Origin of the sequence: Gluconobacter sphaericus NBRC 12467, from assembly GCF_006539125.1 — a bacterium.
GTDB lineage: Bacteria > Pseudomonadota > Alphaproteobacteria > Acetobacterales > Acetobacteraceae > Gluconobacter > Gluconobacter sphaericus.
Genome location: NZ_BJMK01000006.1, coordinates 110,973 through 132,601 on the forward strand (window position 1 = coordinate 110,973; position 21,629 = coordinate 132,601).

The 21,629-nt window shown below is 61.5% G+C and carries 21 protein-coding genes; 9 read left to right on the forward strand and 12 right to left on the reverse strand.

The genetic code is table 11. The features are described from left to right. Positions 1-6: 6 nt before the first annotated feature. The 5 genes from GSP01_RS06350 (at position 7) to GSP01_RS06370 (ending at position 5,125) form a co-directional block, all read left to right on the forward strand. Positions 7-735, forward strand: coding sequence for a polysaccharide lyase family 7 protein (locus GSP01_RS06350; RefSeq protein ID WP_141351863.1), 729 nt, complete (start codon positions 7-9; stop codon positions 733-735). Between the two features lie 70 nt (positions 736-805). After that, entirely contained in the window at positions 806-2,686 is a 1,881-nt protein-coding gene (locus GSP01_RS06355) for a glycosyltransferase N-terminal domain-containing protein (RefSeq protein ID WP_141351866.1), read from the forward strand. Then, complete coding sequence (gene lpxK, locus GSP01_RS06360; RefSeq protein WP_141351868.1) at positions 2,683-3,666, forward strand: tetraacyldisaccharide 4'-kinase; 984 nt, start codon at positions 2,683-2,685, stop codon at positions 3,664-3,666. The genes GSP01_RS06355 and lpxK overlap by 4 nt, the downstream gene beginning before the upstream one ends. Beyond that, positions 3,663-4,571 carry a lysophospholipid acyltransferase family protein gene (locus tag GSP01_RS06365; protein WP_141351870.1) on the forward strand — a complete coding sequence of 303 codons (909 nt, stop codon included), beginning with the start codon at positions 3,663-3,665 and terminating at the stop codon, positions 4,569-4,571. The genes lpxK and GSP01_RS06365 overlap by 4 nt, the downstream gene beginning before the upstream one ends. Before the next feature lie 170 nt (positions 4,572-4,741). Further along, positions 4,742-5,125, forward strand: a complete 384-nt coding sequence (locus GSP01_RS06370; RefSeq protein WP_141351872.1) for a hypothetical protein — start codon at positions 4,742-4,744, stop codon at positions 5,123-5,125. Between the two features lie 87 nt (positions 5,126-5,212). Here the strand turns inward: GSP01_RS06370 and GSP01_RS06375 are convergent, their stop codons facing one another. Next, complete coding sequence (locus tag GSP01_RS06375; RefSeq protein ID WP_141351874.1) at positions 5,213-6,520, reverse strand: penicillin-binding protein activator; 1,308 nt, start codon at positions 6,518-6,520, stop codon at positions 5,213-5,215. 149 nt (positions 6,521-6,669) lie between these two features. On the opposite strand from GSP01_RS06375, the gene rsmI reads away from it, so the two are divergent. After that, positions 6,670-7,503 carry a 16S rRNA (cytidine(1402)-2'-O)-methyltransferase gene (rsmI, locus tag GSP01_RS06380; RefSeq protein WP_141351940.1) on the forward strand — a complete coding sequence of 278 codons (834 nt, stop codon included), beginning with the start codon at positions 6,670-6,672 and terminating at the stop codon, positions 7,501-7,503. 4 nt (positions 7,504-7,507) lie between these two features. Here rsmI and GSP01_RS06385 read toward each other — a convergent pair whose 3' ends face one another. The 4 genes from GSP01_RS06385 to GSP01_RS06400 all read right to left on the reverse strand — a co-directional run bounded on the left by GSP01_RS06385 (position 7,508) and on the right by GSP01_RS06400 (position 11,318). Further along, positions 7,508-8,134 (reverse strand): LolA family protein, encoded by a 627-nt coding sequence (locus GSP01_RS06385; RefSeq protein ID WP_141351876.1) that lies wholly within the window; start codon positions 8,132-8,134, stop codon positions 7,508-7,510. A 3-nt stretch (positions 8,135-8,137) separates the two neighbouring features. After that, positions 8,138-9,094 (reverse strand): iron exporter MbfA, encoded by a 957-nt coding sequence (gene mbfA, locus GSP01_RS06390; protein ID WP_141351878.1) that lies wholly within the window; start codon positions 9,092-9,094, stop codon positions 8,138-8,140. A gap of 27 nt (positions 9,095-9,121) precedes the next feature. Further along, complete coding sequence (locus tag GSP01_RS06395; protein WP_141351880.1) at positions 9,122-10,498, reverse strand: glutamate--cysteine ligase; 1,377 nt, start codon at positions 10,496-10,498, stop codon at positions 9,122-9,124. 73 nt (positions 10,499-10,571) lie between these two features. Next, positions 10,572-11,318 carry a 16S rRNA (uracil(1498)-N(3))-methyltransferase gene (locus GSP01_RS06400; RefSeq protein ID WP_141351942.1) on the reverse strand — a complete coding sequence of 249 codons (747 nt, stop codon included), beginning with the start codon at positions 11,316-11,318 and terminating at the stop codon, positions 10,572-10,574. Between the two features lie 35 nt (positions 11,319-11,353). Between GSP01_RS06400 and ubiA the strand changes: the two genes are divergently transcribed. Together ubiA and GSP01_RS06410 are read left to right on the forward strand one after the other, a co-directional pair. Then, entirely contained in the window at positions 11,354-12,271 is a 918-nt protein-coding gene (gene ubiA / locus GSP01_RS06405; RefSeq protein ID WP_141351882.1) for a 4-hydroxybenzoate octaprenyltransferase, read from the forward strand. Next, on the forward strand, positions 12,268-12,936 hold the full coding sequence (locus GSP01_RS06410; RefSeq protein ID WP_141351885.1) for a class I SAM-dependent methyltransferase: 669 nt from the start codon (positions 12,268-12,270) through the stop codon (positions 12,934-12,936). The genes ubiA and GSP01_RS06410 overlap by 4 nt, the downstream gene beginning before the upstream one ends. On the opposite strand, the gene GSP01_RS06415 is transcribed toward GSP01_RS06410, so the two are convergent. The 5 genes from GSP01_RS06415 to GSP01_RS06435 all read right to left on the reverse strand — a co-directional run bounded on the left by GSP01_RS06415 (position 12,905) and on the right by GSP01_RS06435 (position 19,323). Beyond that, positions 12,905-14,293 (reverse strand): MFS transporter, encoded by a 1,389-nt coding sequence (locus GSP01_RS06415; protein ID WP_141351887.1) that lies wholly within the window; start codon positions 14,291-14,293, stop codon positions 12,905-12,907. The genes GSP01_RS06410 and GSP01_RS06415 overlap by 32 nt on opposite strands. A 4-nt stretch (positions 14,294-14,297) precedes the next feature. Further along, positions 14,298-15,710: a sugar porter family MFS transporter gene (locus GSP01_RS06420; protein WP_141351890.1), complete on the reverse strand. Its 1,413-nt coding sequence runs from the start codon at positions 15,708-15,710 to the stop codon at positions 14,298-14,300. Between the two features lie 130 nt (positions 15,711-15,840). After that, a complete protein-coding gene (gene der, locus GSP01_RS06425; RefSeq protein ID WP_141351892.1) occupies positions 15,841-17,226 on the reverse strand; it encodes a ribosome biogenesis GTPase Der in 1,386 nt (461 codons plus the stop codon). 4 nt (positions 17,227-17,230) lie between these two features. After that, positions 17,231-18,643, reverse strand: coding sequence for a PQQ-binding-like beta-propeller repeat protein (locus GSP01_RS06430; protein WP_141351895.1), 1,413 nt, complete (start codon positions 18,641-18,643; stop codon positions 17,231-17,233). Continuing rightward, on the reverse strand, positions 18,643-19,323 hold the full coding sequence (locus GSP01_RS06435; protein ID WP_255320872.1) for a tetratricopeptide repeat protein: 681 nt from the start codon (positions 19,321-19,323) through the stop codon (positions 18,643-18,645). The genes GSP01_RS06430 and GSP01_RS06435 overlap by 1 nt, the downstream gene beginning before the upstream one ends. Positions 19,324-19,512: 189 nt before the next feature. Here GSP01_RS06435 and GSP01_RS06440 point away from each other — a divergent pair, with 189 nt between their 5' ends. Next, positions 19,513-19,815, forward strand: a complete 303-nt coding sequence (locus GSP01_RS06440; protein WP_141351899.1) for a hypothetical protein — start codon at positions 19,513-19,515, stop codon at positions 19,813-19,815. Positions 19,816-19,840: 25 nt separating this feature from the next. Here the strand turns inward: GSP01_RS06440 and GSP01_RS06445 are convergent, their stop codons facing one another. Continuing rightward, on the reverse strand, positions 19,841-20,236 hold the full coding sequence (locus tag GSP01_RS06445; protein ID WP_141351901.1) for a hypothetical protein: 396 nt from the start codon (positions 20,234-20,236) through the stop codon (positions 19,841-19,843). A 45-nt stretch (positions 20,237-20,281) separates the two neighbouring features. Then, positions 20,282-21,601, reverse strand: a complete 1,320-nt coding sequence (locus tag GSP01_RS06450; protein WP_141351903.1) for a dihydroorotase — start codon at positions 21,599-21,601, stop codon at positions 20,282-20,284. Positions 21,602-21,629 lie beyond the last annotated feature (28 nt).

Consider the following 21,629-nt stretch of genomic DNA (forward strand, 5'->3'; position numbering starts at 1 on the left):
ACCTTCATGTCCCTGTCCCGCATCTTCTGCTCAACCTGCCTGACCCTCGCATTGTCAGGTACCGCGCTGCTTCCTGCATCGGCCATGGACACACGCTCTCTGCCACAAGCAGGCAGCTTCACCCTTCAGGAGCCACAGGCACGACTGAAACTGCACCTTGTTCCGGGAAGCAGGCTGGCAACTGGCTATCACAGCCCGTTCTATCAGCAGAGCCCCACAACAAGTGCCATCACCCTGCGGACGGATGGGCTTCAGCCCTCCATCCGGGGACAGACAGCCCCCGCAACTGTCCTGCGTGAAGGCACGGCCTGGTATTTCCAGCAGACACCTGCCGACATGACCGCCAACCTGCATATTGACACCTGGCCCAGCAACCAGCGTGTCATTATCGGCCGTATCCAGAGTGCGCGCGGAGCAGTCGTGGAACTGGTAGCTGATGGCAAACACTCGCAGGTCACGGTGACAATCCATGACGGCAACACGAGCCGGAGCGTCGTCGCCGGGACGATCTACCCGGACCGCAACATCAACTACACCCTCTCCTCGCGCCCGAACGGAACACTTGTTGTTGTCGTCAACGGAAGCCGCAGCGTGCTCGCCATGCCGACGTCCGCGACGGCACCCGTCATGTGGTTCGAGGCCGTCTCCGGCCAGACAGGATGGCACATGCCCTGCCATGGCGATGTGGCTCAGGTGACCTTCACGTCCCTTGAAGTCCGCCATCCTGCACCCTGAGGAGGTAAGGCGGCCAAGGATACATGCCCAGCCTTTGCCGCCCGTAACGCCGCGTGCTACGCGACACGGAATGACCCTGTCTTCACGCCTTCTTCGCCTGTGGTTGGGGGTCTGTCTGCGTTCCACACGCTGGCAGATCAGCGGCTCTCCCCGTGCGGTCGAAACGCTGCTGACGCCCGGTCAGGGAAGTGTGGTCGCCTTCTGGCACCGCTCCCTGGCACTCAGCCCGGCCCTGTGGTTCTGGGCGCGCCCGCAGGAGCCGCGTCTGGCCCTCCGCTTTCTGGTCTCCCGCAATCCCGACGGTGTGCTGATCGCAAATATTGTCCGGCCATGGGGCATCATCGGCATCCATGGCTCCTCCAGCAAAAAGGGCAAAGACAAGGGCGGGGCCGCGGCCCTCCGTACAGCACTGAAAGAAATTCAGAGCGGCTCGATTGTCGGGATCACCCCGGACGGTCCCCGCGGACCGGCTGAACAGGTCCAGCCCGGTGCCATCGTCCTGTCCCGCCTGGCTCAATGCCCGGTAGTGCCCCTCGGCATGGCCTGCACAAGTCTGCGCCTGCCCTCATGGGACAGACTGGTTTTCCCCCTTCCGTTCGGACGCGGCGCCCTCATCATGGGCGAGCCCCTGTTTCAGCCCGATGCCACGATCCTCCAGAACGCCCTGAACGACGTCTCGCTGCGCGCCGAGAGCGTGGTGCGGCACCAGCAGTCCAATCTGGCGGACCATCTATGGCGTGCAGCCGGAACCCTCATGGCCCCGGCCCTGACGGTCATGCTGCGCATCCGCCTGCATCGCGGACGCGAGCTACCCGGCCGCCTTCGCGAGCGCATGGGACTGGAGCGCACGGGACCACGCCGGGGCCACCGCCCCCCGGGGCAGCTTCTGTGGATCCATGCCGCCAGCGTCGGCGAGACCCTCTGCGCCCTGCCGCTTGCCGATGCCCTGCTCAAGGCCCGGCCCGACATGCGCATCCTTTTTACGACCGCAACCGTCACCGGCAGCGAGATCGTGGCTCGGCATCCACTCTACGAGCAGCGGATCATACACCGCTTCATCCCCCACGACGTACCACGCTGGCTTAGGCGCTTCCTGAACATTTGGCAGCCGGAAGGCGTCATATTCGTGGAAAGCGAACTCTGGCCAGGCATCATTGCAGCCTGTTCGCACCGCGACATCCCGGTCATACTCGTCAACGGGCGCCTGTCGGATCGTTCGGCCCGTCTGTGGATCCGTCTGGGAGAGCCGGCACGCCACATGATGAAACGCCTGTCTTGGGTGGCAGCCCGTGGCCCCGAAGACGCTGCGCGCTTCCGGGCATTGGGGGCTCTCCCGATCTATGAAGACGGCGACCTCAAACAGGACGCTCCGCCTCTTGTCTATGACGAGACGGAATATGCTCGGCTAAAAACCTTGATCGGCGTCCGCCCCGTCTTCGTCGCCGCATCTACCCACCCCGGCGAAGAAGAGCTTGTCCTTCAGGCCGCGGAAAAAGCCCGAAAGCTCCAGCCCGATCTGCTGACCATCATCGTCCCACGACACCCCGCCCGTGGCGCAGAACTGGCAGCACGCTTTGACCTGCCCCGCCGGACGGCAGGACAGGACCCAACACCCCAGACACAGACCTGGCTGGCCGATACGCTGGGCGAACTGGGTCTGTTCTACCGTCTGGCGGACCGCTGTTTTCTGGGCAATTCCCTTGTCGGAAAGGGTGGCGGCCACAACCCGTTCGAGCCGCTGCGTCTGGGCATTCCTACGGCGACTGGGCCGAAAATGGAGAACTGGCGGGAGGCAATGGCCACTGTTTCTGATACAATCTATGTCGTGACCGATGTGGAGTGTCTGACACGATGGCTCGAATCCCCTCTCCCGCCCGTCAGGACAACGGGATTGCAGCGCTCCGTGGTGAGCGTCCTGCGAGACCGCATCCTGAAAACGGTTGAACGATGACGCGTCGTCCACCCCGCTTCTGGCTGCGTCCCACCCGCAGCACCGCCGCCCGTCTCCTGCGGCCGTTCTCCTTTATCGCCACAACCCTTACCCGCCGCCGCCTCAGACAACCGACCTTCCATGCTTCCGTTCCAGTCCTGTGCTGCGGCAACATCACCACAGGCGGCACCGGTAAAACCCCTCTCACCCTTGATCTCGTCCAGCGCCTCAGGGACCTGGGCCATCACCCCCATATCCTGAGCCGAGGGCATGGCGGCCGCGAGCGTGGCCCGATCGACGTCAATCCAAGCCGCAGCACGCCCCGCGACGTGGGCGACGAACCGCTTCTCCTTGCACAAAGCGCGCCGACCTGGATCGGGGCCGACCGTTCTGAAACTGCCCGCCTCGCCATTTCCCAAGGTGCGGACTGCCTCATCATGGATGATGGTTTCCAGAACCCGACACTGCATCAGGATGTCTCAGTTCTTGTCGTGGATGGCGTCACTGGCTTCGGTAATGGGTGCGTTCTGCCCGCCGGCCCCCTGCGCGAGCCGGTGCCCGATGCCCTTGCTCGTGCCAAGGCGGTCGTCATCATGGGGGATGACCGGCATAACCTGCTCCCGACGTTTCCGCCCCATCTCCTGACCGCGCAGGCCAGACTGGTGCCAGGCCCCGAAATCCGGACCCTTCTGGGACGACGTATTGTAGCGTTTGCAGGCATTGGCCGCCCGGAAAAATTCTTCGACATGCTCCGGGACGCAGGCGTGGCTCCCATCCGTTCGCTCCCTTTTCCCGACCACCATTTTTATACGCCTCGTGACATCCAGCGCCTCGAAGCCCTCAGTCGGGAATCGGAAACCACGCTGGTCACTACCGCCAAGGACGCCGTGAAACTCCCATTCCCATTCCGTACACAGGTGAAGGTCATTGGCGTAGAGCTGCTCTGGGCCGATCCTAAATCCCCCGAACGCCTCCTCAATCTGCTGTTTTCCAACACGTGACGGCTTTCCTGTACCGCGCGGAAACCCTTCTGGTCCGTGCTCTTTTGGCCGCGATCCGCACCCTCCCGCCCGCAGCCTCTTCCAGTCTGGGTGGATTTGTAGCGCGTACGGTCGGACCGCTGCTGCCCGTCTCGAAAGTCGCAGACCGGAACCTTCAACTCGCCCTGCCAGACTATGACGCTTCCGCGCGCCGCCGCATCGTCCGCGACTGCTGGGAAAATTTGGGCCGCACAATAGGCGAGTTCCCCCATCTCAGCCGCCTGAAACAGAACACGCCCTTCGGCGCAGGATGGAGCGTCGAAGGCGCAGAACATCTTGCAACTGCCAAAGCCTCGGGCCGGCCCGTCATCTTTTTTTCGGGCCATATCGGCAACTGGGAACTCATGCCGCCCGTGGTGGCGCGCTATGGCATGCCGTTTGCGTCCTTCTACCGCGCGGCCAGCAATCCCGGCGTTGACCGCCTGATCCACAGGCTCCGGCAGGACGCGATGGGACAGGATGTGCCCATGTTCCCCAAAGGCTCGAAAGGCGCACGCGCAGCCCTGAAATATCTGTCCAAAGGCGGAAATCTGGGCGTTCTGGGCGATCAGAAAATGAATGACGGAATCGAGGCCAGACTCTTCGGTCATCCCGCCATGACGGCCTCTGCCGCAGCCGTGTTCGCTCTGAGGCACGACGCCCTGATCGTGACCGGACATGTCCGTCGTGATGGTCCGGCCAGACTCGTTCTGGTCGTGGATGCGCCCTTCATGCCGACGAAAACGGACGATCGTGCCAGAGACATTCTCGTCCTGACGCAGCTGTTCAATGACCGTCTCGAGGAATGGATCCGCGACATTCCGGGTTCCTGGCTCTGGCTACACCGCCGCTGGAACAAATCCCTGTACCGGAATATGACAACATAGTGTCAAGCTATGCACTGAGAGCATGGCAGATTTGTCACAGTAGGGATAGTTTATGTCGCAAAACAGTCTCCAGAGGTTATTAAAGATTGTGAAACGTGCCTTTCGGATCTTAGCCTGAACTCATCACCACGACCCGGGTCCTTGCCCGGCTTTATGATGAGGACTTCCTGATGGCGCAGGTCGCTCACCTTCACGACCTCTCTCATGGCCGCAACGCGAGCAACATTGTACCTCTGCGTCAGGGCCTTCTCCCCCGTCATCGCGAGTACCTGCTGCGCTGGCTGGAAGCCGGACAGCGCATGGGTGTCTTCGATGCGGAAATTACCCCGGCCGCCCATGATGCCGTCAATGTGGATGGCACGGCCCCCGTCGATCATGTTCTGGTATGGGTCCGTGAAAACCCCGATCCGGCCTATATGCTGCGGCCGCAGGGAATGCGTTGGGTCCTGATCGACCAGATCCGTGACCACGAACTCGGAAGCTATGCCAGCTTCGAGCTCGCCTTGCATGTCATCCGCCCAGTCCTGCCGCTCGCCGAGACCTACGCCGCCTGATCCTGCGCCCGGGTTTCCTCGACCAGACATAAAAAAAAGCGCGCCGTTCAAAAAACGGACGCGCTTCTCTTTTGAAAAAAGACCGTATCAGCTCGGGCGGATCGCCACATCCCGCGAAGCCGGCACAACAATGCGGGCACCACCGCCACGCTGGATCTGATAAATCGCCAGTGCCCGTGTGACATGCCCGTCCGGCCGCAGGCGGAATAGCCCGTCTACACCCATATAACCGTCCGGCCGCGTCAGAGCCTGCGTCGTCACGCCCCCCTGACGGATCAGGCTTCCGGCCAGAGCCGCCGCGTCATAGGCGAAATCCGTGACGGGTGACGGGGACTGCTTGTACAGAGCCCGATACTGCGCGACATAACCCATGCGGTCATGCGCATCCGAAGCTGCATACCAGGCCCCGTGCAGGGCACCGAGCTTGCCATCAAACGCTTTCCACAGCGCCGGCCCCATAATCTGGACCTGCGACGAATCGATATGATCTGCCTGGAGCGCCGTAATGACACGTCCCAGTTCCAGCCCTGTATCAGCCAGCACCAGCGCATCGAATGGCGGCGGCGGTACCGGTAGTACACCCTGAGGAGCCGGGGGTGTCGCTGACGTAGCACCCGTTTCTGTCGACCCTGTCGGGTTGGCCGTCGTCTCTCCCGTCGGATCGATCGCAGAAGGACCAGCCGGGACATCTGTCGGCGCAAGCGCCGGAGCGGCGGGCTGGCGCGTCTCAATGGCGGAGAGCGTCTTCAAACCATCATCGATATTCTGCGCGTCCATCGTGTGGAACACGATCTGCGGATCCTTCAGCCCCGCATCGCGGCATGCCCGGGCCAGCCCGTCCCCCATAGCATGTCCAAAAGCATTGTCCGGCAGGAAAGCCGCAAAAGTTTTCCGCCCCGTCGCCCGCGCGGCGTCGACCATCCGACGGACCTGCTGCTCTGGCGTCAGTCCCATGACCCAGATGCCCGGACGGGCCTGCCTGGAGTCGCTGGTGAAGGCAAGCTCCGGCTTGCCCGCATTGATCGCAAGTGGTGCTGCAGCTGCAGTTTCGGTAGCAGTCAGAGGCCCCAAAAGAATGGCATCACCACGCGCAAGAGCATCGCGCACAGCCTGCTCTGTCCCGCCCGGAGCATTGGTGTCATGTACGTCCAGCGCAGGCGACCCCTTGGCTGAAAGGGCCAGTTTCGCCGCATCGCGCATCCGCAAACCATAAGCGGCATTGCGCCCCGTCAACGGCAGAATCAGTCCGACATCATGCGCGCCCGGACCTTCAGAAACACCCGGAACGCCGCCCACACCCGGCACAGAAGACGATCCGCCACCCGAGCAGGCGGCAAGGGTCAGGAAGGTTCCCGCAGCAAGGCCGGTGCTTACACCCTTGCGCAGACGGCTCAAGGGGCGACAATACGTCCCTGAGTTTGTCACCGAGGATGCAGATGTCCGAAAAGTCATGTTCCGCTGAAACTCCCTTGAGCGATGCGGCTGAAACGTTACCGGCCGCCCCCCTGCCCGCGCAGAGCCAGGCCGAAGGTGGATGTCTGATATTGGTTGCAACGCCAATCGGCAACCTGGCCGATATTAGCGAACGCGCGATCGAAACACTGAACACCGTGGACGCAATCCTCTGCGAGGACACACGCGTCACGGCAAAGCTCCTGCTTTCGCGCAATATTGCCACACCAACCCGCACACTGCACGATCATAACGAACAGGACCGCACTCCGTTCCTGATCGAAAAACTACAAGAAGGTGCCCGCTATGCCGTCGTCTCTGACGCTGGCACACCTCTGGTGTCCGATCCCGGCTACCGGCTGGTCCGCGCCGCCATCGCGGCCGGAATACACGTCACGGCCATCCCCGGCCCGAACGCCGTCATCACGGCCCTGACGCTTTCGGGCCTGCCGCCCCTGCCCTTCATGTTTCTGGGCTTTCCGGCTCCCCGCAGCGAAGCCCGCAAGACCGGATTTTCCGCTCTGCGCGCCGCAGAACAGGCGGGACTGCATTCCACATTGATCTGGTATGAAGCGCCGCACCGACTGGTCGAGAGCCTCGAAGATCTGATCGACGTTTTCGGCCCCGAGCGCGAAGCAGCGGTCGGACGCGAACTCACCAAACGATTTGAAGAAATGGTCCGCGGCACGCTTACCGAAGTTCTCGAACATTTCCGCGTCACAGCACCACGCGGTGAAATTACGCTCCTGATCGGCCCCTCTGCCGAAGATGACAGCGGTGCCGCCGATCTGGACACGCATCTGCGCGAGGCCCTGACAACCCATTCGGTCAAGGATGCCGCTGCTCTCGTGGCTGGGATCGTAAAGCTGCCCAAACGCACGGTCTATGCACGCGCGCTGGAGCTTTCACGCGAACTGAAGGACTGAAGCCTCAATCAGCCTTGGGAAGTACGAACAGGGACTGAGACACAGTCCCGCCCAGATGCACATCGGACAGGGCGATCCTGGTCGTGCGCCCCTGCGCATCCACGACCGTCCACCCCAGAAGACCAAGCGGCGCATCGGACAGGAGGAGCGTCAGGGTGCCTTCCCCCGCACTCTGCGTCCGCACCACCTGCACCCGAATCTGCCCGTTGCTGTGCTCAAATCCCGTCACCGTCACATCGCCCGACAGCTTGAGTTCGGGACGCAGCAAAAGCCCGAGCGGCGTGCGGTCCAGCGGAATAGTCGTCACCTGATCAACGCTACGATCCTGAAACACAACGCGCCCATCATTGGCGACCAGCAGCAGCGGACTCGGCTTGTCGTAATCGAAACGCATGCGACCCGGCCGGTCGAGCGTCGCTGTTCCGACCTTCGTGCTACCATCTGCCGCCGTCTGCCTGAAACGCGCCTGAAGGGTCGTGATCTTCCCCAGCGTGTCCTCAATCCGTGAAATCCAGCCCTGATCCGCAGGACGAAGCTGAGCGGGGGTCGCCTGCGCAAATGCCATGGATGGCAGGGTAACGGGCAACAGCGCCACCAGAGCGGCAGCGCGGAAAAAAGAACGGTTCATCATGTCTCAGGAACTGCCAATCAGCACGCCGGTTGCAAAAACAAGAGCCCCACCAAGGAAGACCTGCACCATGGCCGATCCGAACGGCGTGTCCTGATACCGCCAGCGCACCCAGGAAATCAGCAGAAGCTCGATCGCCACCGCAATGAGCGCCACGCCAAAGGCCAGACGGAAATCCGGCACCAGAAACGGCAACGTATGCCCGATACCACCGCCAAACGTCATGGCACCACAAATCAGCCCACGCAAAAGGGGAGCGCCACGTCCGGACAGCTTACCGTCGTCGGCGAGCCCTTCCGCCAGTCCCATGGAAATCCCGGCTCCCAGCGACGCGGCAAGCCCGACCAGAAAAGCCGCATGTGGACTATGTGTTGCAAACGCCGCCGCAAAAACGGGCGCAAGCGTCGAGACGGAGCCATCCATAAGTCCGACCAAACCCGGCTGGACGATCCGCAGTACGAAATCGCGGCGGCTATGTTCGTCTTCGCGGTCACGGGAATTGTCACTCAGATGCGCGTCTTCAAGCCGCCGCGCTTCGCGCTGGTGCCGGTCTTCCTCGGTCGCCAGATCACCCAGCAGCTTGCGGATTTCGGCATCATGGGTCTGCCCGGCGGCCTGACGGTAAAATCGTGCCGCCTGCCGCTCCATATCGGCAGCCTGCGCCCGGATGGCCTCGATCCCACGATTCTGCATCTGCCAGGCAGATTTACGGGACGGAAAGCCCTGCACATCCTGCCGCCGGACCAGCGGAATATGATTACCAAAACGCCGGACAAACAGGTCGATCAACGCCCGGCGATGATGATTTTCCTCTTCCGCCATATCCTGGAAAATGGCGGCGCTGTCGGGATAATTTTCCGCCAGCATCTGGCCGAAATCCGCGTAAATATGACCATCCTCTTCCTCGCTGGCGATAGCCAGCGCAAGGATTTCGCGTTCGGTCAGCTCGGAAAGTTTCGTCACGTAGGCAGCAGGTCCCGTCTTATAAAATCAGATAGCGGCTTCGGTAAAGAGCGGCTTCACGCTCTGCCCCCAGGCACCATTATACAGATCCAGCCAGTACTGGGCCTGATTCGGACCACCATCAGCAATCAGATGCAACGGATCGAGATAGCCGGCTTCGTTACGCACACGGGCCCGCAGTCCCTGCTCGGCAAGCTGGAGCACACGCTTGGCCAGCGGTTTCAGCCCGCCCGGGAATGCGGCATCCAGCCCCAAACTCGGCACTTCGGCCCGAAGCTGCTGATAAGCGCTCCAGGGCTGCTCTCGCACCAGTTTTTCTGCGGCTTCGAGCGTTGCTGGATCGTACAGCAAGCCAACCCACAGAGCCGACTGCGCCACCATCATTTCCAACTTCCCGGCATCCGCGCCACGCATTTCAAGGAACTGCTTGAGACGCACATCCGGGAAAACCGTCGTCAGATGGTCTTCAAAGTCTCCAACCGTCGGCGTCAGACCCTTCAAGGGCTCCTGAATGTCTCCAGCGAGCCAGCGACGGAACGAGCAGCCTGCCACGTCGATGTTCTTCCCCTCACGCGAGACGAAATACATCGGCACATCGAGCGCCCAGTCCACATATTGTTCAAAACCGAACCCGTCCTCGAAGAACACCGAAGGCTGTCCCGAACGCTGGTTGTCCGTATCGGTCCAGATCCGCGCACGGTTGGACAGCAGGCCATTCGCCTTGCCCTCGACGAACGGAGAATTCGCGAACAGCGCCGTTGCTACTGGCTGAAGGGCCAGAGAGACGCGCATCTTGCGCGCCATATCGGCTTCGTCGCTGAAATCGAGATTGACCTGAACCGTGCAGGTCCGCGTCATCATGTCGAGGCCAAGCGTGCCGACCTTCGGCATGTAATTGCGCATGATCGCATAGCGGCTCTTAGGCATCCAGGGCATCTCATCGCGCGACCAGAGCGGCTGAAAACCGAACGGCAGGAAGCCAAGACCTAGTTCTGCAGCCGGGCCACGGACCTGATCGTAATGCTCCTGCATCTCCGCTTCCGTTTCCTGAAGCGACACAACCGGTGCGCCCGAAAGCTCGAATTGTCCGGCCGGTTCAAGAGAAATCGCCCGCCCAGCCTGTACGTTCTGCCCTTTCAGCCCGATCAGGTTTTCGCCGTCCATGATCGGCGACCAATCCGGCCCCTGAAGCTTTTCCAGCAATGCCCCGATTCCACGCGGCGCGTAAGGCGGCGGCGACAGAGGAGCGCGTCCGTCAGCATCGTGCGGAAGAATAAAGCCGAATTTTTCGTGCTCGGTCCCGATCTTCCATTCAGATTGCGGTTTGCAACCCCGTGAGATCGCCTCGACGAGCTGCGCCCGGCTTTCGATCGACGCAGTATTGGACGTGCCGGGATTGGACATGACGTTTGGCCTCGGTCTGAATTCGTTGTTCGATAATGATTGAACTGTAGCAGGTCCGACGGTTCTGTCACCCTCAGGCAGCGCCCTCGGCTCCCTCTGCAAGACGGGCCAGCCCCGCGCACACGGCCGTTTCCGCCCGCAGTACCAGCGGCCCGAGACTGAGTGCATGAACGGCAGGATGCCGCCGCAGAAGCTCCACTTCCGCCTCGGAGAAGCCGCCCTCCGGCCCGATCAGCAGAGCTACCGCCTGCACAGTCGCATCCTCACCCGGACGACGTTCCAGAGCAGCAAAAAGCGGACGATCGTCCGGCCAGTCCGCCAGCACCGCCCGCAGCGACTCAGGCGGCAGAATCTCTGGAACATCAAGCCGCTCGCACTGCTCGGCTGCTTCGATTGCAATCACCGACAGTCGCTCCAGATTGAGGCGGTGCGTATTGGTCCGCTCCGTCACAACTGGCCGAAAGCGCGTCACGCCCAATTCGGTTCCCATCCGTATGACAAGTTCCGTCGCATCCCGCTTGAGCGGCGCGAACAGCAGTTCCACACCTCGCGTCGAAGCCGGAGTCCGCTCGCGGCGATGCAGCAGGACAGTTCCCTTATCTTTTTTCAGGGCCGCAATTTCTGCCACCCACTCGCCGTCACGCTCATTGAACACACGGACAGCACTGCCCACGCCCTGCCGCATGACGTTGCCCAGATAATGTGCCTGTCCCGGTGGAAGCGGGACAGTCTGGCCTTCCGCGAAGGCTGTTTCAGACACAGGGACGTAAAGACGGGGGTCGGATCGGCTCATCCTTTTCCGATAGCGCGCCTCGCCCATTGACGGAAGCATGTCCGCACAGCATCACATCTCCCATGAGCCAGACCCGCGCCCATACCGATATTCAGCTGACCGGCCGCATTGCGCGCCTGCCCGAGCCATGGCGCTCCTACGCCCTGCTCGCCCGTCTCGACCGTCCGGTCGGAACATGGCTCCTGTTCCTGCCTGGCGTATGGGGTTTGTTCCTTGCGCCTCACGCATCGCTTCAGACGCGCCTGATCGACACGGCGCTGTTCGCATTCGGCTCGCTCGTCATGCGCTCGGCCGGATGCGTCGTGAATGACATCTGGGACCGCGACATCGACGCAAAGGTCGCCCGCACCGCAGGTCGCCCCCTAGCCAGCGGGGCACTATCCCTGAAACAGGGTCTGCTCCTGCTGGTCGCCCTTTTGCTGATCGGGCTGGGCGTGCTCGTCTGCCTGCCGCCCGTTTGCTGGGCCCTTGCCCCGCTCGCGCTCCTGCTCGTCGCCCTGTATCCGGCAGCCAAGCGCGTCACCTGGTGGCCGCAGCTGGTCATGGGTTTTACCTTCGGATTCGGCGCCCCGATGGGATACGCAGCCTCAGCGGGAACGCTCGATGATAACGGCCTGCTGCTCTACGGTGCCGTCATTCTCTGGCAACTCGGATTCGACACAATCTATGGCTTTCAGGATATGGATGATGACGCCCGCATCGGCGTTCGCTCCACCTCCCGCCTGATGGAAAAAAGTGCCCGCCCGTTCATCGCCAGCTGCTACAGCCTCATGCTTCTGGCGTTGGCACTCGTCGCCATCCACGCGCATTTACACTGGACCTTCTGGCCCTTCCTCGCCGTTGCGACCGCAATGCTGCTCCAGCAGGTCCGCGTACTGAACCCTTACGATGCCCCTGCTTGCCTCATCGAATTTCGTCGCAACGTGCCCATCGGATTTGTGCTCGCTGCCGGATTCGTTGCCGCAAGATTTTTCGGATGAGCATAGCCCTGAGCAATCCCACCGGTTTCATCCGCGACAACACTGCCATCGCACAGGCCATGATCGTACCGGAGATTTCCCTTCACCTGGCGACCGAAATCACACCCATCTGGCAGGCCAGCGAAGTCTATCTCGAACAGATCGGCATTGAGCCGCCTTTTTGGGCCTTCGCATGGCCCGGCAGCCAGCTCATCGCACGCTTTATTCTCGACAACCCTGGGTATGTCCGGGAGCGCCGCGTTCTTGATGTAGCCTGCGGATGCGGCCTTGCCGCCATTGCCGCTGCCCTAGCGGGTGCGTCCGAAGTTCAGGCCAACGATATCGACCCCATCGCCCTGGAAGCCACAGCTCTGAATGCACGCCTCAACAACGTGACCATCACTTCCGCCCCCGGAGACCTGATCGGAACAATCGCCGACTGCGACCTGCTGCTCATCGGAGATGTCTGTTACAACGAGGCCATGGCCGCGCGGATCGTGCCCTGGTTGCTGGAGTGTTCGAAAACCTGCGAAGTCTGGCTCTGTGATCCGGGTCGGCACTACGCGCCGTCAATGCCACTCGAAGTGCTGACCCGACAAACAGTTCCGGTCACGCAGGAGCTGGAGAGCGCGGATCAGCGCGCCACCACGCTCTTCAGGCTGCGAGATATTTCCGCCCCAGGCTGAGTGTGGCTCCCGTAAACGCCACCATCATCGCGGTCCCCAGACAGATGAAAGCCGGATGAGGAAAGACCGTAAACAGTCCGGCCACGAGCAATGCCCCCGTTGTCTGACCGCCCAGCCGCGCAACTGAGAGCATGCCGCTCGCTCCACCCTCACGGCCCGGAGGCGCGCTCACCATGATCGCACGGTTATTGGGGGGCTGGAACAGTCCAAACCCGCATCCGGCAAACAGCGTCCGCCAGGCGATGGCCCAGTTGCCAGCATCCGTCGGCAGAAACCACAACAGACAGAACCCACTCGCCGTAATGAGCAGACCAATTGAGGAGAGTACCGACGCCGGAAAACGATCCGCCAGACGACTGACCGCAAAGGACATCGTCGCCACTCCGACAGCCCAAGGCGCAATCAAAAGCCCGATTGTCCCGGGTCCACGGTGGAAAACGGTCGCCAGCGTGAACGGCATCGCCACGATATAAAGATTGGAGGCCACAAACCCCAGAAACCCAACCAGACAGGCCAGCAGGAATGGCCTGCGCGCCAGCAGATCAACCGGCACAATCGGCTCCAGCCTCTCGCGCTGGTAATGCAGCAGCATCGCCCAGCAGAGCCCTCCCGCGAACGTCACGACGCCGCCCGACAGGAAATCGGCATGCATCAACCCGTCCAGACCAACACCGGTCAGCGCAAACGAAGCCATAGTCAAAAGCGAGCCGACCATATCAGTGGGGATATCGCTCCGCGGGGTCTGGGGAAGCGCGGAATGAGCCAGCACCAGAGCCACCAGAGCCAGAGGAAGATTGATCCAGAAAATCCAAGGCCAGCTCGCAACAGACAGGATCAGCGATCCCAGGGACGGACCAAGCGCCACGCCGATTCCCACGAACAACCCGTTCAGCGCAATCCCGCGCCCCAACTCCTTATGCGGGTAAATAAAACGGATGAGAGCAAAGTTCACGCTCATGATGCAGGCGCCGCCCATACCCTGGAGCGCCCGCGCGAGCGTCAGCTCCAACAGATTTTGTGACAGGGCACAGGCAACGGACGCAATAAGGAACAGGAAGATCCCAAACTGACTCAGTCGCGCGAACCCGACACGCGCCCCCAGCGACGCCAGCGGCAGAAGGCAGGACAGATTGGCGAGCTGATAAGCATTAACGACCCAGATGGCCCGCGAAGACGACGCATGCAGATCCTCAGCAATCAGCGGCAGAGCCACATTCGCGATCGCATAGTCCAGAACCGACAGAAGGAGCGCCAGAAGCACGGCCGACATTGCCTTGAAGCGCTGGGCTCCATACAGCCCGGCATGGCGTTTAGCATCGTACTCTTCTTGAGGACCGTCTTCCGTCGTCGCCGTCATTCTTTTACCGCCCCAAATCACGCAGGCGCCTGCCTGCAAAAAGATTGGCTTCCAGTCTCTCGAGCGAGACGCCTTTCGTTTCGGGAACGAACAATACGGTCACAAGAATAAAAAGACCATTGAAGACGGCAAACAGCAGGAACGTAGAGGACGCTCCCATCATCGCCATGCCCAGCGGGAACATGTTGGAAATGGCCCAGTTCGCGGCCCAGTTGGTCACTGTGGAGCAACCGATCCCGAAATCCCGACCACGCGTCGGCTGAACTTCCGAGCACAGCGTCCAGACCAGGGGGCCCTCGCCAATGGCAAAACCCGCGACGAACAGAAGAACGAATCCGCACAGCAGAAGCTGCAGCCCGAAGCTCTGCGCCCCTATGGCCAGCAATGTCCCGACCCCTACCAACGAAAATGCAGCAATACCGCAACTGAGGATCAGCAAAGGACGCCGTCCCCAGCGGTCGACGCACGCAATCGCCACTCCGGTCAGCGCCATGTTCGTCAGGCCCACAAGAGTGGTAGCCCAGATGGACGCGTTCGTCCCGAAATGAGCCGCCTGAAAGACGCGCGGGGCGTAATACAAAAGCGCGTTGATCCCCGAGAGCTGCTGCATGATCTGGAGCAGCATGCCCAGGAAGACGGTGCGGCGGAAATTAGGATTGCTCCTGAAAAGCCCCAAACCCGCATCGCTGCTTTTCTGCAGGCGTGACTGGATGTCGACCAGTTCCGCTTCGGCCACTTCCTCATCCGAGCGCAGGCTCTGCAGGACGCGCCGCGCACGCTCTTTTTCCCCGCGCATCATCAGCCAGCGAGGGCTGTGCGGCAGGATCAGGACAATTCCAAGAAAGCAACTGGCCGGCAATGCCATGACGCCGAGCATCCAACGCCAGTGGCCACCCGAAGCCAGCAAGCTGTCGGAAACGAATGCGAGAAAAATCCCGAGGGAAACCATGAGCTGATAGAACGAAATCATGGCACCGCGGACGGACTCGACCGTGATTTCGGAAATGTAGAGCGGGGCGGCAAAGGCAGCCACACCAACTGCAAGCCCAAGGAAAAGACGCCCGACAATCATGACAGCTGCCCCGGGCGCCAAGGCACAGAGCAGTGTTCCGAGCAGAAACAGGATCGCCGCCCCCAACATGGCGCCCGTGCGGCCGAACCGAACCGAGATGCGTCCGGCAAACAGTGACCCGACTGCCGCCCCGGCCATCATCGACGAGACAATCCAGCCTTGGAGGGCATCGCCGGCATGGAAATCGGTTGCAATGAACGGCAGCGCACCGGCGACGACTCCGGTATCAAGGCCGAACATCAGCCCAGCCAGCGCTGCCAGAATACCAAGGGTTGTCGCCCGTGCCGTGCTACGGGACTGTTGCGTAGACAGCCCCTCACTGGAAGACGAAGCAATCCCAACCATACCCGTAGTTACCTCCCCCGAAACACACCCTTATTCAAGGGGACAGGACCGAACGTTCCGAAATCGGAAACAGCCGGTCCTGTATTAATGACCGATCAGGGGTGTGGTCTATATCCAAACGAACAGAAAATCACTTTTCCGCGTAAGGATTTTTCGTTCCGCGCAACTGCAGACGCACCGGGACTCCCGGCATGTGGAACGTTTCACGCAGTCCGTTCACCAGATAGCGTTTGTAGGAATCCGGAAGCTGCTCCGCCCGCGTGCCGAACAGCAGGAATGTTGGTGGGCGCGCCTTCACCTGCGTCATGTACCGCAGCTTAAGACGGCGACCGTCCACGAGCGGCGGCTGATGACGCTCAAGCGCATCCTCAAACCAGCGGTTCAATTCACCCGTGGAAACACGCGAATTCCATATCTCATAAACCTCCCGAACGGCCGGAAGGAGACGATGCACGCCCGCTCCCGTCAGCGCGGAGAACGTCACAACCGGAATGCCACGCACCTGGGCCAGCGAGATTTCCAACCGGTCCAGAATCGCCTTCTTGGTCGCATTCCGGTCCTCGACCGCATCCCATTTATTCAGAGCGATAACGCAGGCCCGGCCCTCACGCTCGATCAGACGGCCAATCTGGAGATCCTGCTCATGCACGCCAAGCGTCGCATCAATCACCAGCACGACCACTTCCGCCATTTTCAGAGCTTCGATGGAAGCCGAGACGGACATTCTCTCAAGATGCTGCTCGACACGGGCACGCTTGCGCATTCCCGCCGTGTCGACCAGCCGGATCTCGCCATGCTCGTCATGCAGGGTCACGGCAATGGAATCGCGCGTCAGGCCAGCCTCTGGACCTGTAATCATCCGCTCTTCGCCCAGCAGACAGTTCAGCAGCGTGGACTTTCCTGCATTCGGACGACCAATAATCGCCAGACGCAGCGGACCAGCCGGACGCTCGTCTTCACCCTCCTCGCCTTCGGCCCTCGGAGCCTCACGACGACGGGATTTTTCCGCCGGCGGTAGACGCTCGGCAATCTCACCCATGAGATCGGCAATGCCTTCGCCATGCTCCGCAGACAGTGCCAGCGGCGTTCCCAATCCCAGCGAATAGGCTTCAAGAGCCGCATTTGTCCCCGCCTGCCCTTCCGCCTTATTGGCGATCAGCAGAACCGGACGGTTTTGACGTCGCAACCAACTCGCAAAATGCGCATCCGCGGGCGTAATGCCCGAGCGCGCATCAATGCAGAACAGCACCAGATCCGCCATCGCAACAGCAGACTCGGACGAAGCCCGCATCCGCCCATACAGCGTATCTGGTGCGGCTTCCTCCAGTCCGGCCGTATCAATCAGCCGGACACGACGGCCTCGCAGAAGGGCCTCGCCCTCCTTGCGGTCGCGCGTAACGCCCGGCATGTCGGACACGATCGCCTGACGACGGCCGACAAGCCGGTTGAACAGAGTGGATTTCCCGACATTCGGGCGCCCGGCAATAACAACAACGGGCAGGTTCTCAGAGGTCATTCGTTCAGCCATAGGCCCGCAGAACGGCGTCCTGGGACAGGGTCAGTACATGACCGTCACAGACGATCGGCTGAACCTGACACGGGGCGGGAGTCTTACGGGTCAGTTCAAGTTTTCCGGTCACGGCATTCAGGACAGCCATGCCTTCTTTCGGAAAGGTGGAGAAGCAGATCAGCTTGCCGTTCACGAGAAGCGGACCCACCCAGGAAATCGCATTCTTTTCCACATCAACGCGGACAAAGCGACGCAACTGCGTGATCCAGCGCACATGCCCGGACAGACGATCCAGACAGGCGATCTGCTGATCCGTGGACAGGACATACATCCAGTCGCCACAGATCGCTATAGGACTCTGTCCACTGACCTCACGTTCCCACAGACGGCGGCCCGAACGCATGTCGATCGCCACCAGCACGCGCGACATGGACACGGCATAGGCCGTTCCGTCCTTGATGACCGGTGCCCCCCGGATACAGGAGAAATCGAGCATGGCGCCCATACCGTTGGAGCCGCCGAGACTGTCACTCCAGACCATCTCGCCCGACGCCGCACGCAGCGCAACCAGATCACCACTGCCAAAGCCCGCGAGGATGACGCCATCCACGAAAGCTGGGGCGGACTGCCCGAAAATCACAGTGTCGGATGCGGTCGCCTGATACGTCCAGACCTGATGACCGGTATTGGCATTCAGCGCGATCAGACGCTCATCAATCGTTCCGAAGACCATGAGGCCTTCCGCGATCGTCGGTGCGGAACGGCCCGGAGTTTCGGTGCTGACGCGCCATTTCACCTTGCCCGTCAGAGCTTCAACAGCAAGAGCCTGAGCCACACCATCCACGATGTAGAGTGTGTCCCCATCAAGGGCGAGGCCGCCACCAATATTGGTCGAACGGCTTCTGGCCGTGGCAGGCTGACGCGTCCAGACATGACGGCGTTCCGGCCAGGTCCAGGCCTTCACCACGCCCTGCGCATCCGTCGTGTAGATATGACCGTTGCCGATGACCGGAGGTGACTGGATCGCGCCCCGGTTAGTCGGCATGATCGCGATCGTTGCCAGAAAACTCGATGGGTCTGTCGGCGCACCGACCGAATGGCTCCATGCCAGATCCGGACCATTCCATGCCGCATTCACGGCAACATGGGACGGCCGCCCCCCTTCCTGCAGCCATTCCCGCACAGGCTGAACCGGGCCAAGGTTGATCGGCGTATGATCTTCATGATCGACCGTCAGCCCGGCGCCCGTGGACAGTACGTCCACGCGATGTCCGGCCAAAGGCGGCTTCGTATCGTCTTCAAACAGGCTGCATCCGCCCAGAACAGCCAGGGCAGTGCCCGAGCAGGCCGCCCGCAGAAGACCACGACGCCCCATAAAGCGGTTCACGGAGAGAGAAGAGCGGGAAAGAACAGGACGGCGCATCAACCAGCGTCTCCAAATGTCTCGAGCAGGGCCTGCGCACGCGCACGAACCCCTTCGGTCGCGTTTTCACTGCCAACGATCTGCGTCAGGATGCGCCGGGCTTCCTTCTGCTGGTCCGCCGTCGCGCCGGGGCGCAGGTCAAGCGCAACAAGACCTTCCTGAGCCAGAGGAGCCCAGGCACCACCGCCCTGCGCAAGGGCTTCATAGCCCGGACGGAGCGTCTTCGGATCAGCCGTTGCAGTCCGCGAGTTCAGGCTCATGTAGCGCGCCATATCCCGCAGGGCGGGATCGGCAGCGTTATCATCCGCCACGCCCTGCCACGTCTTCAATGCCGCGTCTGTCTGGTGAGCCTGGCTCTGCAGATCGGCCAGACGCAGCGCGGCATAGGAGCGCACGCCCACCGGACCATGCTCCGCCAGATCCTGGAAGGTCGCGGTAGCCTTCTGGGTGGCCGCGGCGTCATGCTTGGGATCGGACAGCGCCGTCATGGCGGTAAAGTACCGTGCCGATGCCGCCTGCTGTGCTGCATGGCGCGCATGACTGTTCCAGCCCCACACACCACCACCAATGGCTCCAAACAGGGCCACAACGCCCACCACAGCGCCTATGCGCCGTGCCATGGCTCGCAACCGCTGCGCCTGCATTTCTTCGTTCACCTGCGTGATGAAATCGTCTGCCACCTGGTCCCCTGCTGGATCGGTCTTCAAACTGTTTGCGCGACCATACAGGCGCCGCACCGTTGCGGCAAACGCTTCACACATCTTAAGGTTAGCTGAAACAGTCCATAGGACTGTGAAAAACGGTATCACGGCAGAAAATCCGGCCGACATTCAGACTTCCTTAACCGCACCGGAAGCATCCTGACGGCCATGAAAAAGCCTGCCTTGCTTCTGCTGCTTCCCTTAGCGTTCTGCGCGCTTGGAGGCTGTGCGCCAGATCGCATCGCTTCCGCCGTCACGGGGAAGGACTGCAACACGGCCTATCTGTACGATGACGAAAGTTTCTGCGCCCGGCCGGCGGGGCCACCGCCGCCGCAGCCCTACTGCACCACAGGCTTCGAGGGCACAACCTGCTGGGCACGTCCCGATCTCATGCCCAATGTCGCCCGTCAGACCTATGCCGGCCCCACATCCCTGACTCCGGCTCAGAATCAGGGACGCATGGGGCAGTAAAAATCACGACGCGCCCTGCAAAGCGTCAGTGATGGCCCAGTTTACGGCTGGCAGCGGCCAGATTGCTGGACAGCGCCTGAAAGGACGCCGCGATATGAGACTGCACAGCCGCGCTACCCGCATGGACGTGGGAAATCCGCGTGCTTGCTTCCTGACTGATCGCCGTCTCTTCCCGGTTGGCCTGAGCCGCAACACACGCATTGTAAACGCGGGCCGCCTTTTCATAGGCCGTCACGCGATCCACGCTCTCATTATACTGCGCGACCGTCGCAGCCTTGACCGCAGGTGCCTGAGGCTCGGCACCACATTTTGAAGCGGTCCAGGCCGCTTCGGCCGCACTGGCCGACCCGACAGCGGCGATCCCAGAAAAAACCACACCAAACAGCACCGCCTTACGGCTGGCGGCAACGCAACGTCTCATACAGCTCCCTTTCCTGTTCGAAGCGTTGCGCGCCCTACGCCCAGATCAAGGCGCAAATTTGGCAGGCTCACCGGTTTGCGCACCCGAAACCTCATTGTCCTGCATCACGACCGTTCCACGCACGATTGTGGCCATCGGCCAGCCCGTGACACGCGTGCCATCGAACGGCGTCCAACCCGCAGGCGTGACGATCCAGTCATTGGTAATTTCGCGCTCAGCCTTCATGTCCACGAGCGTGAAATCGGCATCGAATCCAACGGCCATCCGCCCCTTGGTCTGCAAACCGTAAACCCGTGCTGGCCCTGCCGCCATCAGATCCACCAGACGCGACAGCGACAGGCGCCCCGCATTCACATGATCGAGCATGACCGGCACGATCGTCTGCGTCCCCGTCAGACCCGCCGGACATTTCGGCCAGGGTAGCTTTTTGGCCTCAAGCGGATGCGGAGCATGGTCGGACGAAACCACGTCCACCCGACCATCCCGAACGGCCTTCCAGCTTGCTTCCCAGTGCGACCTGTCCCGCAGCGGCGGGTTCATGACGGCAAGGCCACCGAGCTTTTCGTAACATTCCGGCGCCACCTGTGTGAGATGGTTCACCAGAACCTCGACCGTGGAAATATCACGGTAATCCGCCAGATAGTCCAGCTCTTCGGCTGTCGAGACATGCAGGATATGCGCCGGACGGTTGGTCTTGCGCGCCAGAGCCATGATGCGGCGCGTACCAAGGAACGCACATTCCACATCCCGCCAGACGCTGTGCGTTTCGTAAGGCTGGCCTTCATGGAACATCGGTTTACGGGCCTGAAGACGATATTCGTCCTCGGAATGATAGGCCACGCGACGGTGTCCCGAGCGCATGACCGCTTCCAGCCCCGCATCGTCCTCGATCATCAGATTGCCCGTAGACGATCCGGCAAAAACCTTCACCGCGCACACGCCCGGCTGCTGTTCCAGCATTGCCAGATCCGGCGTATTTTCACGGGTCGCACCGACATAGATACCGACATCGACGTGTGCCGTCTTGCGGATATGATCGCGCTTCCAGTCGATCATCGTCACGTCCGTCACACTTGGGGACGTGTTTGGCATGTCGAAAACCGTCGCGATACCGCCCAGCGCCGCAGCCCGCGTCCCGGTTTCAAGTGTCTCGACCTCGGGCTTGCCCGGATCGCGCAGATGAACATGCGCATCGATCAGTCCGGGCAGGACATGCAGGCCGCGTGCATCGATCACCCGGCTCGCCTCGTCCGCCGATCCGACAGACAGCGACGCCACTTTTCCATTCCGCACACCGATATCCGCTTCGGCCTCGCCCCATGGAAAAACACAGATTCCGCCGCGGATGATCAGATCGTAATGCATGTTCCGTCCTTGCAAATCAGTAAGACAC

Bases quoted from the DNA above. Each gene is read 5' to 3' on its own strand.
- GSP01_RS06350 (WP_141351863.1), top strand. From the start codon at position 7: ATGTCCCTGTCCCGCATCTTCTGCTCAACCTGCCTGACCCTCGCATTG.
- GSP01_RS06355 (WP_141351866.1), top strand. From the start codon at position 806: ATGACCCTGTCTTCACGCCTTCTTCGCCTGTGGTTGGGGGTCTGTCTG.
- lpxK (WP_141351868.1), top strand. From the start codon at position 2,683: ATGACGCGTCGTCCACCCCGCTTCTGGCTGCGTCCCACCCGCAGCACC.
- GSP01_RS06370 (WP_141351872.1), top strand. From the start codon at position 4,742: ATGGCGCAGGTCGCTCACCTTCACGACCTCTCTCATGGCCGCAACGCG.
- GSP01_RS06385 (WP_141351876.1), bottom strand. From the start codon at position 8,134: ATGATGAACCGTTCTTTTTTCCGCGCTGCCGCTCTGGTGGCGCTGTTG.
- GSP01_RS06395 (WP_141351880.1), bottom strand. From the start codon at position 10,498: ATGTCCAATCCCGGCACGTCCAATACTGCGTCGATCGAAAGCCGGGCG.
- GSP01_RS06400 (WP_141351942.1), bottom strand. From the start codon at position 11,318: ATGGGCGAGGCGCGCTATCGGAAAAGGATGAGCCGATCCGACCCCCGT.
- ubiA (WP_141351882.1), top strand. From the start codon at position 11,354: ATGAGCCAGACCCGCGCCCATACCGATATTCAGCTGACCGGCCGCATT.
- GSP01_RS06410 (WP_141351885.1), top strand. From the start codon at position 12,268: ATGAGCATAGCCCTGAGCAATCCCACCGGTTTCATCCGCGACAACACT.
- GSP01_RS06415 (WP_141351887.1), bottom strand. From the start codon at position 14,293: ATGACGGCGACGACGGAAGACGGTCCTCAAGAAGAGTACGATGCTAAA.
- GSP01_RS06420 (WP_141351890.1), bottom strand. From the start codon at position 15,710: ATGGTTGGGATTGCTTCGTCTTCCAGTGAGGGGCTGTCTACGCAACAG.
- der (WP_141351892.1), bottom strand. From the start codon at position 17,226: ATGACCTCTGAGAACCTGCCCGTTGTTGTTATTGCCGGGCGCCCGAAT.
- GSP01_RS06430 (WP_141351895.1), bottom strand. From the start codon at position 18,643: ATGCGCCGTCCTGTTCTTTCCCGCTCTTCTCTCTCCGTGAACCGCTTT.
- GSP01_RS06440 (WP_141351899.1), top strand. From the start codon at position 19,513: ATGAAAAAGCCTGCCTTGCTTCTGCTGCTTCCCTTAGCGTTCTGCGCG.
- GSP01_RS06445 (WP_141351901.1), bottom strand. From the start codon at position 20,236: ATGAGACGTTGCGTTGCCGCCAGCCGTAAGGCGGTGCTGTTTGGTGTG.
- GSP01_RS06450 (WP_141351903.1), bottom strand. From the start codon at position 21,601: ATGCATTACGATCTGATCATCCGCGGCGGAATCTGTGTTTTTCCATGG.